Below are 16,526 nucleotides of genomic sequence, written 5' to 3' on the forward strand. Positions count from 1 at the left end.
GGGCTTGTCGCTCAGGCGTCGGCATACCCCTGTTTTAGAGGTATGTTTTCTTTATACTATAGGAAAGTATAAAACTTTAGGGTTTATAGTATAAGAAAAACTACAGCTTTCGCTAAAGACTTGGCGACAAGCCAAGTTTTTCTAATTGTCAGGAGTTCCCTAGTTGTATAGTAATTGCGCTTTTGTATCTAGCTTATGCACTCGAAAGCGAACAGCCCCTCGCAGGCAGTCTCCTCATTGGAGTTCCAGCACTTATCGGGACTGATTAAGGCGCTTTTACCTTTTGGTTTTCGCGAATTGCTGACTTGTCAATTCTACTATTTCATCTAACTTTTACGAGCCTTCTTTTGCAAACGATAGAGTTCATTCATTGCATCCATCGGTGTCATGTCAAATAAGTCTAATTCTTTTAATTCCTTTACAACGATTGCTTCCTGTTTGGAAATGCTTGGTTCTTTCTTTTCCTTCGATTCTTCAACGAAAAAGGAGAGTTGAGCCGTTTGCTCTGTCGTAGCTGCTGCTTCCTGTTGTTTATTTACTTGTTCTTTTCCTTCTAATTCTACTAAAATTTCCCCGGCTCTTGAAATTAAGGACTGTGGTAAATCCGCTAATTTAGCAACATGGATACCATAGCTTTGATCAGCAGGTCCTTCTTTAATTTGATGGAGAAAAACGACATTTCCTTCATGTTCTTCTGCACGAACATGAATATTTCTTAAATTTGGCAAGGTTTTCTCCAAATCTGTAAGTTCATGGTAATGAGTTGAAAAAAGTGTCTTAGCATGAATATGGTTGTGAATATATTCAATAATTGCTTGTGCTAAAGCCATTCCATCATACGTACTTGTTCCTCTACCGATTTCATCAAACAAAATAAGACTTCTATCGGTAGCATTTGTAATTGCATGATTTGCCTCTAACATTTCTACCATGAACGTACTTTGTCCTGCAACTAAGTCATCAGCTGCTCCAATTCTCGTGAAAATTTGGTCAAAAACAAGAAGTTGTGCTGATTCGCACGGTACGAAGCAGCCAATTTGCCCCATAATTACAGTTAACGCTAACTGGCGCATATACGTGCTTTTTCCAGACATATTTGGACCAGTAATTAGCAAAATATGTTTATTATGATCAAGTTCAATGTCATTTGGTACAAATGATCCATCATCCATCACTTGCTCGATGACCGGATGCCTGCTTTGCTTAATGAAAAGACGTTCTTTATCAAATGTAGGACGAACATAATTGTTTGCTTCACTTACGGTAGCAAACCCTTGTAAAACATCAACATAGCTTACTTCTTCTGCTAATCGTTGTAACTCTGGAATGTATTCTTTAATGCGATCGCGAATTTCAATAAATAATTGATACTCTAATTCAACACTTTTTTCTTCTGCTTCTAAAATGAGTTGTTCTTTCTCCTTCAACTCTGGTGTAACAAATCTTTCGGCATTCGTTAATGTCTGTTTTCGTTCGTAACGTCCTTCAGGGAGCAAATGCAAGTTTGCTTTAGTAACTTCGATATAATAACCAAATACTCGATTATAGCCAATTTTTAAGGATTTAATATTTGTCTTTTGCTTTTCCTTTTGTTCAAGCTCTGCAATCCACTGCTTTCCATTTCTTGAAGCATCACGATATGTATCCAATTGTTCATTATAACCATCTTTAATGATATCTCCTTCTTTGATCGAAAGAGGTGGGTCATCAGCGATGCTTGCTTCAAGCAGATCAACAATCTCAGGAGATACTTGAAAGTGATCTGCTAATTGTTGAATCTCTTTTTGGGTAAATTGCTGTAATAATACTCTAATTTCTGGTATTTTTTGTAGTGATTTTTTTAATTGCTGAAGGTCGCGTGCATTGACATTTCCAAAAGCAATCCTGCCGGCGAGACGTTCCAAATCATAAACCGATTTTAATGTTTCTCTTAATACATCTCGTTCCATAAATTGCTGATAAAACCCATCAACAACCTCCAGCCTTTCCTCCATTTGGGTTGGATTCAATAATGGCCGCTCCAGCCACTTTTTTAACATCCGCGCACCCATCGCAGTTACCGTTTTATCGAGCACCCAAAGTAAGCTGCCATAACGTTCTTTTTTTATTAATGTTTCAGTAAGCTCTAGATTGCGCTTAGAAAACATGTCTAACGATAGATAGTTTTTAAGTTCAATAATTTTTGCTTGTTGCATATGGTCAAGCGAACGCTTTTGTGTATGCTGAATATAATTTAATAATCTGCTAAATGCAGTTAATAGCCGCTCATCATGTAAGTTTTCGCATAAGTGACGGTATTCTCCATTAAAGTTTACTTCATCTTGATAGGAAAGCGTAACTTGTAGTCGCATTTTTAATTGTTTTTGTAATTCCTCAGGCAATTGAGAGGATACAACAACTTCTTTAATCGGTTGATTGTATAATTCATGAATTACGCTATCCCAACCATGTTCAAAGACAGCAATTTGGTTTTCTCCTGTGGATAAATCATTATATACTAACACATAACTGGAATCAAAATGAGAAAGACTAGCAATATAATTGTTCTCCTTCTCATTTAACATATTCTTTTCCATTACCGTTCCAGGTGTTATTAACTGGATGACTTCTCGTTTTACGACACCTTTAGCCGTCTTTGGATCCTCAACTTGCTCACAAATTGCCACTTTATAGCCTTTATCAATCAAAATTTTTATGTAATTATCCGCAGAATGATATGGAACACCACACATTGGAATTGGCTTTGCCTTTCCTGAATCTCGCTTTGTTAATGTAATCTCTAATTCTCTAGCTGCTTGAATAGCATCATCGTAAAACAGTTCATAAAAATCACCTAAACGAAAAAAGAGAAAGGCATCTTTATGCTCTGCTTTTATTCTTAAATATTGTTCCATCATTGGTGTATGTTTCGCCATATTTTATCCTCCAAAAAGCCCAAATATTCTTATGCTATTATAGCACACAATCGTATTTTCATTCGATTAATCCAATTTGGAACAGAACAAAAACTAGAAGTACGCGTTTTAGCGACGTACTAACTGGAGACCTTCTGACGAGATAAAGGAAACATGCCCCTGCAACAGGGATATGCCGACGGTGGGCGGCAAGCCCGCTTTTAGTCGGCCTTCCTTTTGATTCGAGCCGATGTTGACTTATCGTAGGAAGGAGATCGAAGTTTGCTAGTCGCTCGAGCGCTTAAACTAGACATCAAAAGTACAAGCGCTCGGGTTAGCGACGTACAAACTGGAGACCTTCTGACGAGATAAAGGAAACATGCCCCTGCAACAGGGGTATGCCGACGGTGGGCGGCAAGCCCGCTTTTAGTCGGCCTTCCTTTTGATTCGAGCCGATGTTGACTTATCGTAGGAAGGAGATCGAAGTTTGCTAGTCGCTCGAGCGCTTAACTAGACGACGAAGCTACTTTTACAAAAGATATCCACCATGTAGAAACGGATATCGGTTCTAAACAATGAAAAAATTACGAGGAACAACATTCCTCGTAATTTCATCAGTCTTGATTAACAAAATCCGGTTTCACATCTTCCAATTCATCATCTGTTAGTTCTACATCCCAGACTTCATCATCATCTACATGCTCACGCTTTGGATCAACACGGACTGCTATTTTTGTATCGCCAATAATCTGTACACTAAATTCCCGTTCAATTTCTACCGCAATCTTATGACCTTTACTTTCAATTGTACAATTCAGGCAATTAGGCTGCTGAATAACTTTGGCAATGACATCAAAGTCATCACTTAAGCTATTCTCATCTTTAACAGAAAGTGGAACCTTTTCAATGTACGTTACTCTTTCGGTTATCGCCTCTGTTTTTGTATTATCGTTGTATGAATACCAAATATTAACATCATAGCTGCCAACGATTTCTACTGTGTCTTTGGATTTCTTCTTGGCATTGTATAAATGGTTAATTATCCAGCATCCTAAAATGCTAGAAGGTTTATGTGATGGCGAGATGGAATGGGTTGCCTGCGAAAACTTACGACCTTTACCACATACCGCTTTTGTTATAATCTCTCGATAATCTTTATCTAAAAAAGTCATGATTACCTTTACCTCCTCTTTTTTCATAGTCATTTTATGCAAGACAAATACCTAAAGTGCATAGCTATTTTGGAAAAGAGGAAAAGGAATATAGTGAAGTTGCTAATAAACGAGTGATATATAATGGCTTCGTTTTGTTTTTACAGAAAAACTGGCAGCGAAAAACCTGCTTAGTAGCACTCATACGAAAAAACGGACCTCTAAATCAACTATTACACGAAACTTCATCTTTTCCTAACATAAAATAACGGACAGGAATTAAAGCGATTCCCTGTCCGTTTTTATTAATGGCTGCAACCGGCTCCGGATTTACTTCTTAATTTTGATCCGGTTTCACCAGTCAATACGTTTCCACCTGTTGATTCAATAATATGATTCGTAACTTCTCTTGCAATCGTTCCAGTAATTAACTGCAATACATCATTAACGAGAACTTGTGTCTCTTTAAATTCCTGAACAACTGGAATAGCGTCAATTTCTTCTTGAAAAATGTCGATTTGTTCTTCTACTTTTTTTAATGCTTCTTTTTTTCCGTAAGCTTGTAAGTTTACAGCTTGTTTTTGTAATGCTTTAATCTTAGTAATTAATCTCTGTACTTTTTTATTCTCATTGATTTTTGCTTCCACTTGCTTAAAGCGCTCGATTTCTTCAGTATTAGCAAGCATAACCGCCATTTTTTTTGCTTCATCAAGCACTTGCTTACGTGTATATTCTGCCATGTTATTCCACCCCAACTGTATTTTCTACCATAACACCACTTAAGGACCATGTTTTGGTCTCTGTTATTTTGACATCAACAATTTGCCCAATTGCTGATTTTGGTCCTTTAAAGTTAACTAGCTTATTCCTTTCTGTATAGCCAGCTAATATGTTTGGATCTTTTTTACTTTCTCCCTCAACAAGTACCTTCACTACTTTATCCTGATAGTTTTTCATTGAAGCAGCAGATTGCGTATTTACTAGTTCATTTAAACGATATAAACGTTGTTTCTTTACCTCTTCAGATACATTATCTTTTTTCCTAGCTGCAGGTGTCCCTTCTCGTGGTGAATAAATAAATGTGTATGCAGCTTCAAATCCAACCTCTTCTACTAGGCTAAGCGTTTCCTCAAACTGTTCTTCTGTTTCATTTGGAAATCCGACAATAATATCCGTTGTTAATGTCGCATTTGGCATTGCCTTACGGATTTTACGCACCAGTTCTAAGTAGGACTCTCTTGTATATTTGCGATTCATCTTTTTCAAAATCTCATTACTTCCCGATTGAACCGGCAAATGGATATGGTCAAGTAAATTTCCACCTTTAGCAAGCACTTCTATTAAATGATCATCAAAATCTCTCGGATGTGAGGTTGTAAACCGAATTCTTGGAATATCAATTTTACGGAGTTCGTCCATTAGATCGCCAAGACCATATGTCCGATTGGTAAAATCTTTTCCATACGCATTTACATTTTGTCCTAATAGCGTAATCTCTTTATAGCCTTGTGCAGCCAGGTGGCGAACTTCTTGAATAATATCCTCCGGAAGACGGCTTCTCTCTTTTCCACGTGTCATAGGAACAATGCAATACGTACAGAATTTATCGCATCCATACATAATATTTACCCATGCTTTAATTTTTCCTTTGCGAACCTTTGGTAAGTTCTCAATTACATCGCCTTCTTTGGACCACACTTCAACGATTTTTTCTTTACCAAACATCGCTTCTTTAATCAGCTGCGGTAACCGATGAATATTATGGGTACCAAAGATTAAATCAACGTGTTGATGTTTCTTTAAGATGCGGTTAACAACGGACTCTTGTTGAGACATACATCCGCATACGCCAAGAATAAGGTCTGGTTTTTCTAACTTTAATGGCTTTAAATGTCCGATTTCACCAAACACTTTATTTTCAGCGTTTTCACGAATAGCACATGTATTGAGTAGAATAATATCAGCTTCATCTGTCTTTGAGGTTGATTCATATCCCAGCTCTGTTAGAATGCCTGCCATAACTTCAGTATCATGCTCATTCATTTGGCATCCATACGTACGAATTAAAAACTTTTTGTCTTTACCGATGTTATGCATATCTTCTGGAATAGCAAAATCATAATGCACCTTTACCTCATCACGGCCTCGTTTTCGCGCTTTATTTATATTTGGTGGTTCAAATGTTGTTTTAAAGTATTTGGCAATCATTTCATCACTGGAAGTGTTTTTGATCCGTTTCATATTATCCACTGCGGATTTTACGTCCGTTGGATTATCGACTTGCTTAATTTGTGATTGCTCTTTACGTTGTTGTTCGTTCATTTGAAAACTCCTTTCTTTAATTAAAGAAAACTTGGCTGGAATCAAACCTTTAACGCACTGACCACCTAGTTGCACGTCTCTTGCAACATCGAATGATTCTGCGCTAAAATTCTTATCTTTCTTCATCTAATAAAACTCATCCGATCCTAACTGTCAAAATTAGGGATCTGTCACGTTTTCTAAATCTGGATAGGATAAACCAGCTTTAGTATCCATTAGTTTATTATAAAGGCTTCATCCAAATTAAACAACAAAAACTAAATTGGTTGTCTAATAGGATTTATTTAAACTCGTAAGAATAATTTCATACTGCTTGTCTCTTTTATAAACAATTTATGAGAAGCGACTCGACAAACTACGTAGTTTCCAAAACAATAGCACAAGTGCCTCGGTCAGCTCCGACAAGTGCTGGAACTGGCGGTGAAGTTGCTTTCGAAGTGAAATGTCCCAAGGGCTAGGCGCTAAATATGGTTAAACGTCATCCAAAGAATTGTCCGCCGTGAACAAATTTTATAATTCCTAGACAATAAAAATAGTGCTACGCATAGGCGCAACACTTTATTTTAAATGAAATTAATTCTTATCTAGGCTCTACAATTAATTTAATCGCTGTACGTTCTTCATCATCAATTAAAATATCTGTAAAAGCTGGTATACAAATGAGGTCTACGCCACTAGGTGCAACAAATCCTCGTGCAATTGCTACTGCCTTCACCGCCTGGTTTAATGCACCAGCGCCAATGGCTTGAATTTCTGCTGAGCCACGTTCTCTTAACACATTTGCAAGTGCACCTGCTACTGAATTTGGATTTGATTTTGCTGACACTTTTAATACTTCCATTACTAGTACCTCCTTCATTTAACTATTATAGTCCTAATGTTACTATATTCGTGGAGATGATAGCTTATTACCTTTATTATGCATTAATAATTCTTAACATTCAATTAATAAATCTGTAAAGCCTTTCAATTCTACTTATCTGTTGGTAAAAATTTTTAATCCAAAAATGGATGGTCCTCATTAATTAAGATTCGTTCAATCCTGATTGCTTTTCCGCTCTTTGGATCAATATTTATAAAACACCCATTCAATTGCGTTCTGCCCTTTTTAGGGACTTCAAAACGAACTGGCATAGATGTTAAGAAACGTTGAATCACTGCTTCCCTTTCAACGCCTAAAATACCATCATACGGACCTGTCATACCTACATCTGTTATATATGCCGTCCCTTTAGGTAAAATCCGTTCGTCTGCGGTTTGAGTGTGAGTGTGGGTGCCGACTACAGCACTTACCCTGCCATCTACATACCAACCAAATGCTTGTTTTTCACTTGTAGCCTCTCCATGAAAATCAACAAAGATAATGTTAGTTCGCTGTTTCGCTTCTTTAATTAATGTATCTGCTTTCACAAAAGGGTCGTCGCTTGGAGGTAAGAAAGTCCTCCCTTGTAAATTAACCACTGCAACTTCTACTCCGTTTATATTAATATAGACAACTCCTTTACCTGGATTATTATCTGGGAAATTTGCTGGACGGATCATATTTTTAGCATCTGGAAAAAAATCATATATTTCTTTTTTATCCCATGTATGATTTCCCATCGTAATAACCTGTATCCCCCATTCTAGCAGTTGTTTGTAAATTTTCTCTGTGATTCCCTTCCCTGCTGCAGCATTTTCCCCATTAGCAATGGTAAGGTTTGGGCGATACTTTTCTTTTAATTTGGGTAAATAGATTTCAAGCATGTTTCTCCCGGGAGATCCAACAATATCGCCAATAAATAATATTTTCATCTTATTCTCATCCTATCTATCTTCATATCTTCAGTTTTTCATAACGAGCAAAAAATGTCAAAAATAAAAGCCATTTTTTTCAATTTCATATTGCGGTTATGGCTTTATAAAAAAGCAAGTTAACAATGCTTATTAGCTACTTCTAGTTATGAAAAACGATAGTATCATATATAATTTTTAATGAAAATTCATTTTGCTAGCACTCATATATCACTGCTCAAATTGCAATTTACATCTATCATCTTTAACAACAACGGTTCTCTGTCAATGTAGTGGTGGAAAATACCTATTCATCCATGGGCTCATTTACTTTGACAGCACGATTCCACTTTTTCTTAGTGTAATTTTTACAGCTGTATTGGATAAGATTGGCCTCTGAATAGCCTGCTTTCGTTAGCTGAAGATCTACTTGGTTCGTTTCTTACAGTATGAGCAATTTTGTTTTTTAACTTTGGTATGAAGTTCTATCAACCATTGATTGAAACCTTTTTCTATATTTCCATACCTCCACATGTTGATCATTAATCCCTACTCTATGATTGCACGCTTTCCCTCTTTTTTACTTTTCTTCCACAACTTAAGGTTAAACAAAAGAGAGGGGAAGACGTGTATTTTTTGTTTGCTTATAAACCTTGTCGGGGATAAAAGACGCCACCATATTCAGTATAGAGCCTAATTTTTTGGCATTCCTTTTTAAAGCAAAATAAAAAGCGGTCAACTGACCACTTTTTACTTTGCATATTCGACAGCACGTGTTTCTCGAATTACAGTCACTTTTATATGACCTGGATAGTCCAGCTCGCTTTCAATTCGTTTGCGAATATCTCGAGCAATTCTTACCGATTCCACATCATCAATTTCATCTGGTTTTACCATAATTCGAATTTCTCTTCCAGCTTGAATAGCAAAAGACTTTTCTACACCAACGAACGATTCAGAGATCTCTTCTAATTTTTCTAATCGTTTAATATAATTTTCCAATGTCTCACTTCTTGCTCCAGGTCTTGCTGCAGATAGGGCATCAGCAGCTGCTACAAGGACAGAGATAATCGAAGTAGGTTCTTCATCGCCATGGTGTGAAGCAATAGAATTTATAACAACTTCATGCTCTTTGTACTTTATTGCGAGCTCTTTACCAATCTCTACATGACTACCTTCTACTTCATGATCAACTGCTTTTCCGATATCATGAAGCAGTCCAGCTCTTCTTGCAAGCATTTCATCTTCACCAAGTTCAGCAGCAAGTAAACCAGCTAAGTAAGCTACTTCAGTTGAGTGTTTTAAAACATTCTGTCCATAGCTTGTACGATATTTTAACCGACCTAAAATTTTGATTAAATCTGGGTGTAATCCGTGCACACCCACTTCAAATGTTGTCTCTTCTCCAATCTCACGTATATAATCATCAACATCACGTCTAGCTTTATCTACCATTTCTTCGATTCGCGCAGGGTGAATCCGGCCATCCTGAACCAACTTTTCTAATGCTAGACGAGCTACCTCTCTACGAATTGGGTCAAACCCAGATAATATAACTGCTTCTGGTGTATCATCAATAATTAAGTCAATTCCTGTTAAGGTTTCAAGGGTTCTAATATTACGACCTTCCCGACCAATGATACGTCCCTTCATTTCGTCATTTGGAAGGTTTACAACAGACACTGTTGTTTCAGCAACGTGGTCAGCAGCACAACGCTGTAATGCTAAAGATAGAATGTTCTTCGCCTTTTTATCAGCTTCTTCTTTTGCACGATTTTCAGCCTCTTTAATGATTAAAGCAGCATCATGTGCAACCTCTTTTTCCACTCGTTCCAAAATAATTTGCTTAGCTTGGTCTATTGTATATCCTGAAATGCGTTCAAGCTCCGTTTGCTGCTCTTGTAAAATAGCTTCCACTTTGCTTTCCATTTCTTCAATTTGTTGTTGTTTGTCTGTTAAAGACTGTTCTCTTTGTTCCAACATAAGCTCTCGCTTATCTAATGATTCACTTTTTCTGTCTAAATTTTCTTCTTTTTGCATCAGACGATTCTCTTGCTTCTGAACCTCACCACGTCGTTCACGAAGCTCGTCCTCTGTTTGCTGTCGAAGTTTATGAATTTCATCCTTTGCTTCAAGAAGTGCCTCTTTCTTTGAAGCTTCAGCATTCCGACGTGCCTCATCAACAATTTGTTTTGCCAATGTTTCTGCACTAGAAATTTTTGCTTCAGCAATAGACCTACGAATCAGATAACCAACAACAATACCGACGATTAGGATTACAAGCAAAATGGAGATGAGCATAAGACTGTCCATGATTTCACCTCCTCTTGCTATAAAGTTGTACATCAATTATTGTCGGCATGTAAAATTTTCAATGCGTTGAATAAACATAAATTATATCATGAAAATGATAAATTTATACAAATTTAATTTTAATTGTGTCTGATAAGAATGTCAAGGAAACGTCACAACTTAATTATTGGTTCACATGATAAATGGTACAATTCACCAACAAAATACACGTGTTAACATGAAAGAAAGTAACAAAAAATGTAAACATATTTGTTAAAATTTTATTTACATTTATTTAAAATGAATAAAAACTGTATCCTCATTCAAACAACTTTTATATCTCTTCAGAATAAAGTGAAACTTCATTTCTTGGAATGCTTTTCCCAAGAAATGTTAGTTGAACGAATCGGGCATTTAGGTGCCGTTTTCTTCCACTTAGACCCTTTTGTATCAACTCGAGGCTCTTGAAGTAGGAGTCTTACGGTACCTTACATGTGGAATAAAACAATGAAAGAAGATCAAAACCTAATAAAAACAAATCATTCTTTTTTATAAAATAGAATATGTAATCACCTTAACCAGCCTGATAAGCAAACAGGCTATTTTTTCTTTTATTGAGAAAGTTGATTAATTTTGGGGACTTGGCAATGAACTTAGAACGGAGAATCTTTTAGGTGTAGGACAAAAGAAACATGCCTCTAAAACAGGGGTATGCCGGCGCCTGAGCGACAAGCTCGCTTTTAGTCGGCTTCTTTAGATTCGAGCCGATGTTGACTTATCATCAGAATAAGAGCGAAGTTTGCTAGTCGCTCGAGCGATTAAGCTAGACGATATGACTTTTCTAAAAGTGATCCACAAAGTAAAAACGGATATAATTTAGACAAGAACAAAAAATCTCCTGCTAGAATAGCAAGAGATTTCATTTTAAACATCTAAGCTTTCTTGACTAAACGCTTCAACTGCATCTTCTTCTTTTTCTTTCGGTTCGTCATCTAAATGATAATGCTCTCTGATTGCTGTATGGATTTCTGCCATTATCTCTTGGTTTTCTTTTAAAAACTGCTTTGCATTTTCCCTTCCTTGTCCAAGCCGTTCTCCATTATACGAATACCAAGCACCACTTTTTTGAACGATATCCAAGTCTGATCCCATGTCAAGGATTTCTCCCTCTTTAGAGATGCCTTCTCCATACATAATATCAACCTCTGCTTGTTTAAACGGCGGAGCAACTTTATTTTTGACAACTTTAATTCTTGTTTTGTTTCCGACCATATCATTGCCCTGCTTTATTGCTTCTGCGCGGCGTACTTCAAGTCTTACAGAAGAGTAGAATTTAAGAGCTCGTCCACCTGGAGTTGTTTCAGGATTTCCGAACATGACACCGACTTTTTCCCGAATTTGGTTAATGAAAATAGCTGTAGATTTTGACTTGTTAATAGCACCTGATAATTTACGTAATGCTTGAGACATTAAACGAGCTTGCAAACCAACATGGGAGTCTCCCATTTCTCCTTCGATCTCCGCTTTAGGAACAAGAGCAGCCACCGAATCTACAACTATAATATCAACCGCACCACTACGAACAAGTGCTTCTGCAATTTCAAGTGCTTGTTCTCCAGTATCGGGTTGAGACAGCAAGAGTTCTTCAATATTCACACCTAAAGCACGAGCATATGTAGGATCAAGCGCATGCTCTGCATCAATAAATGCCGCTTGCCCCCCCTGGCGTTGTGCTTCGGCAATTGCATGTAAAGCTACTGTTGTTTTACCGGATGATTCCGGACCGTATATTTCAACAACCCGACCTTTTGGGTACCCGCCAATTCCAAGTGCAACATCTAACGCTAAGGAGCCGCTGGGTATGGTTGCTACTTTTTGTTCAGCCTGTTCCCCCAGTTTCATGATAGAACCTTTGCCGAATTGCTTTTCTATTTGTTTTAAAGCCATATCTAAAGCTTGTTTTTTATCACTCAAAACGTCGCCCTCCTTTATTAATCTATTTCCATCATACATGCTTTTCGTTTATTTGCCAAGCAAAAAACGAATAAATGTTCCCCTTTTTTTACTTGAATATTTACCAAAAAATTAGATTTGCAGTAAAATAATTTACTAAAAAAACGAAAATACGTAACAAACGTTGTTTTATTTTATCATTTTAGTTTTTTATACAGAAGCTCTAAGCCTTTCACTACAGATCTACGTCTAATTGCACTGCGATCTCCGTGAAATAAACATTTTTCCACATGTGTTCCAATTTCATCATAAATACCAATATAAACTAAACCAACTGGATGACCTTCCATTTCCGTTGGTCCTGCTACTCCGGTAAAAGAAATACCAATCGATGCACCTAATTTATGTGCTATTTGCTCTGCCATTTCTTTTGCACATTCTTCGCTAATAGCGCCTTTGGTTTGCAAGGTTTTCTTAGAGACACCTAGTGTGTATTCTTTCACATGATTTGTATAGCTTACAATACCGCCATGAAATATATTTGAAGCGCCGGAGACGGCAGTTAGCTTTTCAGCAAACAGTCCACCTGTTAAGCTTTCGGCAGCAGCAATTGTCTTCTGTTGTTTTGCCAATAAAGCTACGACTTTTCCTTCTAACGTTTCATGATTGACACCATAGATATATTGACCAACACGCTCTATTATTTTCGCTTTCGTCGCCGTTAACAGTTCGTCTGCTTGCTTTAGAGAATCGCTCTTTGCTGTGAGTCTAATGACAATACCATCTTCCTGTGCTAATGGTGCTATCGTCGGATTACTTTGTCCATGAATAAGATCATACAGTTCATGCTCCAGTTTTGATTCACCAATGCCGACAAATTTTAAAGCAACCGATTTAATCAATTCTTCTTTTCCCATTAATTGCTGTAAAGCAGGAAACATATACTGCTGTGCTAAGGCTTTCATCTCACGCGGTACACCGGGTAAAAAGATCCATGTTCGACTTTCAAAAGAAACCATCATTCCTGGAGCCATCCCCACATGATTTGGCCAAACCTCCGCATCAGCAAATACGCTTGCCTGCTTCCGATTGTTTGGAGTCATGGTTGTCTGCTGCTTTTTAAAATAGGCTTGAATTTTATCCATGGAGGGCTTATGTTCGACTAAAGAAAATTGGCTTAACTGTTGAAATGCTTCTCTTGTTAAATCATCGTTTGTTGGTCCGAGTCCCCCAGTTACAATGATAACGTTAGATCGATTATGTGCCTGCTTAAACGTCTGTACAACTCGATTTAAATTATCCCCCACAACCGCATGGTAAAATATATTAATACCATAATTAGCTAGCTGCTGGGATAACCATTGTGCATTTGTATTCGTAATTTGACCAAGTAACAACTCTGTACCTACAGCCACAATTTCAGCATTTATTGTCTTACTCATTTAGAATCCCTCATTACATGCCAGTTTTTAACAAAATAATCGACGCCAGACCAGACTGTAAACAATAAACTTATATATAACATAACTTCTCCAAATGGAAATCCTATATAAGAAAACGGCAAGTTATGGAGCAATAAAACAGCAATAGCCACCATTTGCGTCGCTGTTTTTAATTTCCCCATTTTGCCTGCAGCTAAAACAATACCTTCCCCAGCTGCAACTAGTCGAAGACCTGTCACTGCAAATTCCCTGCTAATAATAATGATGACAACCCATGCCGGTGCGACTCCCATTTCAACTAATATAATAAGCGCTGCTGAGACGAGCAGCTTATCAGCGAGTGGATCCAGGAATTTCCCTAAATTGGTAACAAGGTTGTACTTACGGGCATAATGACCATCTACCCAGTCTGTACCTGCAGCAATAATAAACAGTAAGGCGGCAATGAAATGTACAACCGGTAACTCTGCTTCACCAATTTGCCAAGTTCCCCAGGAAAACGGTACACTCATTAAAATGATAAAAATTGGAATTAAACAAATTCGTGATAAGGTTAATTTATTTGGTAAGTTCATAAAGATCCTCCTAGTAAAGTGATAAACCCTTCCCCAAAAGTTGAAAGGAAGGGTTTATAAACATTTATTCAGCTTCTTGTTTCAATTCAATCCATATATTTTGTCTTACATTGCTTGCATCTACTGGGTATTCCATCTCTACACCATTAATGGTGATGGTTAAGACAGAAGCATTACCGATCTTGAAAAAGACGCGCTCTTTACCACTTAAATCAATTTCTAATGGAGATTGATCTTGATTAAACATATTCTCGGCAAATAGTTCTTCCCCATTATCTGCTCTAACGCCCAGCCATGTATCTCCAGTCGCTTCTAATTTAGCTGTTACTTCTTCTCCCGTGTATGTGAATTCTACAGTCGACTCAGGCGTACTGCCGGTTCCTTTTTCAATAACATTAAATTCAGCTTCTTTATCTTTGTCTTTATCTTTGTCATCAGCCTTATCTTGATCATCCGACTTTTCACTATCATCAGTATCTGTATCCGCCGCAGCCTCATTGTCTTCATTATCATCTTTAATGATGATATCATTACTACTATTTTCATTTTTTACCGGCTCTTCACTGCCTGTACCCGACATATTTTGGGAAATAAAGAAAATAGCTACAGCAATGATCCCGATAATAAGTAAAACAACAATAATGGTTGGAAATAAAGAAAAGTTGGATGAGCTTTTTTCAGTTTGGCTTTTACGAGAACGCTGCATACGCGAGTACTGCTCTTCGTTAGGCTCTTCCGTCTTTGGTACTTCTTCTTTATGTTCCTCTAATAGTTCATCAGGATCTAATCCAACGGCATTCGCATATTCTTTCATAAATGCACGAGCATAAAACTTGCCAGGAAGGATTTGCAAATTTCCTTCTTCAATTGCTTGTAAATATCTTTTTTGAATTTTTGTCATTTCTTGTAATTCTTCTAAAGAGAGGTTCTTCGCCTCTCTTGCTTCTTTTAATCTTTCTCCAATCTGCATATCCAACACCATCCATTTTAAAAATCAAACATTGATGTTCCGTTTTCTTGTTTAAACTGCTGTGGCTCAACAGGTTCATATGTAATTTCTTCATCCTCATGATTACGTAATTCAATAATATAATCAAAATCAGTTATTTCATATTCCGTCATTTGGACAAATATATCTGGATGCTCCACAACTTTAATTGAGGGGAGTCGCATAACTTCTCGAATAAGTTGCCAATGCTGTTCATTTGCACGACGTGTCGATACAATACCATCGATAATATAAACATTATCTGGATTGTACTCTCCTTCAATTAGCTTATTGCGTACAGTTTGTTTTAAAAGTGTGCTGGATACAAATAGCCACCGTTTATTAGCACATACACTTGCAGCAACTACCGATTCTGTTTTTCCTACTCTAGGCATGCCGCGAATTCCAATCAATTTATGTCCATCTGTTTTAAATAACTCTGCCATAAAGTCTACAAGCAAGCCAAGATCATCGCGATTGAAACGAACGGTTTTATGGTCATCTACATCCCGATGTATATACCTGCCATGACGAACAGCTAATTTATCACGAAGTTTAGGTTGGCGCAGCTTAATAACCCTAATGGTATCCATTGTTTTTAAAATAGATTTTAAACGTAAAATATTTTCATCATATTTAGAAAGGAGCAGCATTCCTCGCCGATAATTTTCCAACCCATTTATCATGATAATATTGATGGATAGCATACCAAGCAAGGAAGATATATCGCCAAGCAAACCAGGGCGATTAATTTTAATTTCATATTCCAGATACCACTCTGTTTTTTCCATATGATACCCCTTTGTCAAAAATTAACCAAAGATTACTACATATCCCATATGAGCCTTAGGACATTTCTTCATACTATCTAATTATATAATAAAGGATTTTTCCTTAAGTGAAAAGAGATTAGGGAATAATTAAATGAAAATAGTTATCTTCTATATCATATATATACCCTATTTTAGCAAAATAAAGCAAATATAAAAAGAAAATCATGTATAAAAAACAATTTATAAGTGATTGCTTCCATTACATAAAATTAAACACCTAATCATTTTTTAAACGCCAAGCGACCTCTATATTAAAATTTCTGCTTTTTACGTGGAAAAAGAATGTTGCAAAAGTCAGTAAAA

At 36.9% G+C, this 16,526-nt stretch carries 12 protein-coding genes; all 12 read right to left on the bottom strand.

All coding sequences use genetic code 11. The features are described from left to right. Positions 1 to 326 precede the first annotated feature (326 nt). Positions 327 to 2,915 carry a DNA mismatch repair protein MutS gene (mutS, locus tag KQI21_RS13060; protein ID WP_216484617.1) on the bottom strand — a complete coding sequence of 863 codons (2,589 nt, stop codon included), beginning with the start codon at positions 2,913 to 2,915 and terminating at the stop codon, positions 327 to 329. 593 nt (positions 2,916 to 3,508) lie between these two features. Beyond that, positions 3,509 to 4,066: an outer spore coat protein CotE gene (locus tag KQI21_RS13065; RefSeq protein ID WP_216484618.1), complete on the bottom strand. Its 558-nt coding sequence runs from the start codon at positions 4,064 to 4,066 to the stop codon at positions 3,509 to 3,511. A gap of 284 nt (positions 4,067 to 4,350) precedes the next feature. Next, positions 4,351 to 4,785, bottom strand: a complete 435-nt coding sequence (locus tag KQI21_RS13070; RefSeq protein ID WP_216484619.1) for a YlbF/YmcA family competence regulator — start codon at positions 4,783 to 4,785, stop codon at positions 4,351 to 4,353. Position 4,786: 1 nt separating this feature from the next. Next, entirely contained in the window at positions 4,787 to 6,367 is a 1,581-nt protein-coding gene (gene miaB / locus KQI21_RS13075; protein WP_216484746.1) for a tRNA (N6-isopentenyl adenosine(37)-C2)-methylthiotransferase MiaB, read from the bottom strand. A gap of 580 nt (positions 6,368 to 6,947) precedes the next feature. Beyond that, positions 6,948 to 7,208 (bottom strand): stage V sporulation protein S, encoded by a 261-nt coding sequence (locus tag KQI21_RS13080; protein ID WP_021291504.1) that lies wholly within the window; start codon positions 7,206 to 7,208, stop codon positions 6,948 to 6,950. Positions 7,209 to 7,363: 155 nt separating this feature from the next. After that, a complete protein-coding gene (locus tag KQI21_RS13085) occupies positions 7,364 to 8,161 on the bottom strand; it encodes a TIGR00282 family metallophosphoesterase (protein WP_216484620.1) in 798 nt (265 codons plus the stop codon). A 729-nt stretch (positions 8,162 to 8,890) separates the two neighbouring features. Beyond that, positions 8,891 to 10,453, bottom strand: coding sequence for a ribonuclease Y (gene rny, locus KQI21_RS13090; RefSeq protein WP_077320488.1), 1,563 nt, complete (start codon positions 10,451 to 10,453; stop codon positions 8,891 to 8,893). Positions 10,454 to 11,356: 903 nt separating this feature from the next. Further along, on the bottom strand, positions 11,357 to 12,406 hold the full coding sequence (gene recA / locus KQI21_RS13095) for a recombinase RecA (RefSeq protein WP_216484621.1): 1,050 nt from the start codon (positions 12,404 to 12,406) through the stop codon (positions 11,357 to 11,359). A gap of 176 nt (positions 12,407 to 12,582) precedes the next feature. Continuing rightward, entirely contained in the window at positions 12,583 to 13,827 is a 1,245-nt protein-coding gene (locus tag KQI21_RS13100) for a competence/damage-inducible protein A (RefSeq protein ID WP_216484622.1), read from the bottom strand. Beyond that, positions 13,824 to 14,402 carry a CDP-diacylglycerol--glycerol-3-phosphate 3-phosphatidyltransferase gene (pgsA, locus tag KQI21_RS13105; RefSeq protein WP_216484623.1) on the bottom strand — a complete coding sequence of 193 codons (579 nt, stop codon included), beginning with the start codon at positions 14,400 to 14,402 and terminating at the stop codon, positions 13,824 to 13,826. Before pgsA ends, KQI21_RS13100 begins: the two co-directional genes overlap by 4 nt. 64 nt (positions 14,403 to 14,466) lie before the next feature. Next, entirely contained in the window at positions 14,467 to 15,372 is a 906-nt protein-coding gene (locus KQI21_RS13110; RefSeq protein WP_216484624.1) for a helix-turn-helix domain-containing protein, read from the bottom strand. Positions 15,373 to 15,389: 17 nt separating this feature from the next. After that, positions 15,390 to 16,181, bottom strand: a complete 792-nt coding sequence (locus KQI21_RS13115) for a DUF3388 domain-containing protein (RefSeq protein WP_216484625.1) — start codon at positions 16,179 to 16,181, stop codon at positions 15,390 to 15,392. Positions 16,182 to 16,526: the final 345 nt, after the last annotated feature.

The organism is Virgibacillus proomii (assembly GCF_018916875.1).
In the GTDB taxonomy this organism is placed as follows: Bacteria; Bacillota; Bacilli; order Bacillales; family Amphibacillaceae; genus Virgibacillus; species Virgibacillus proomii_B.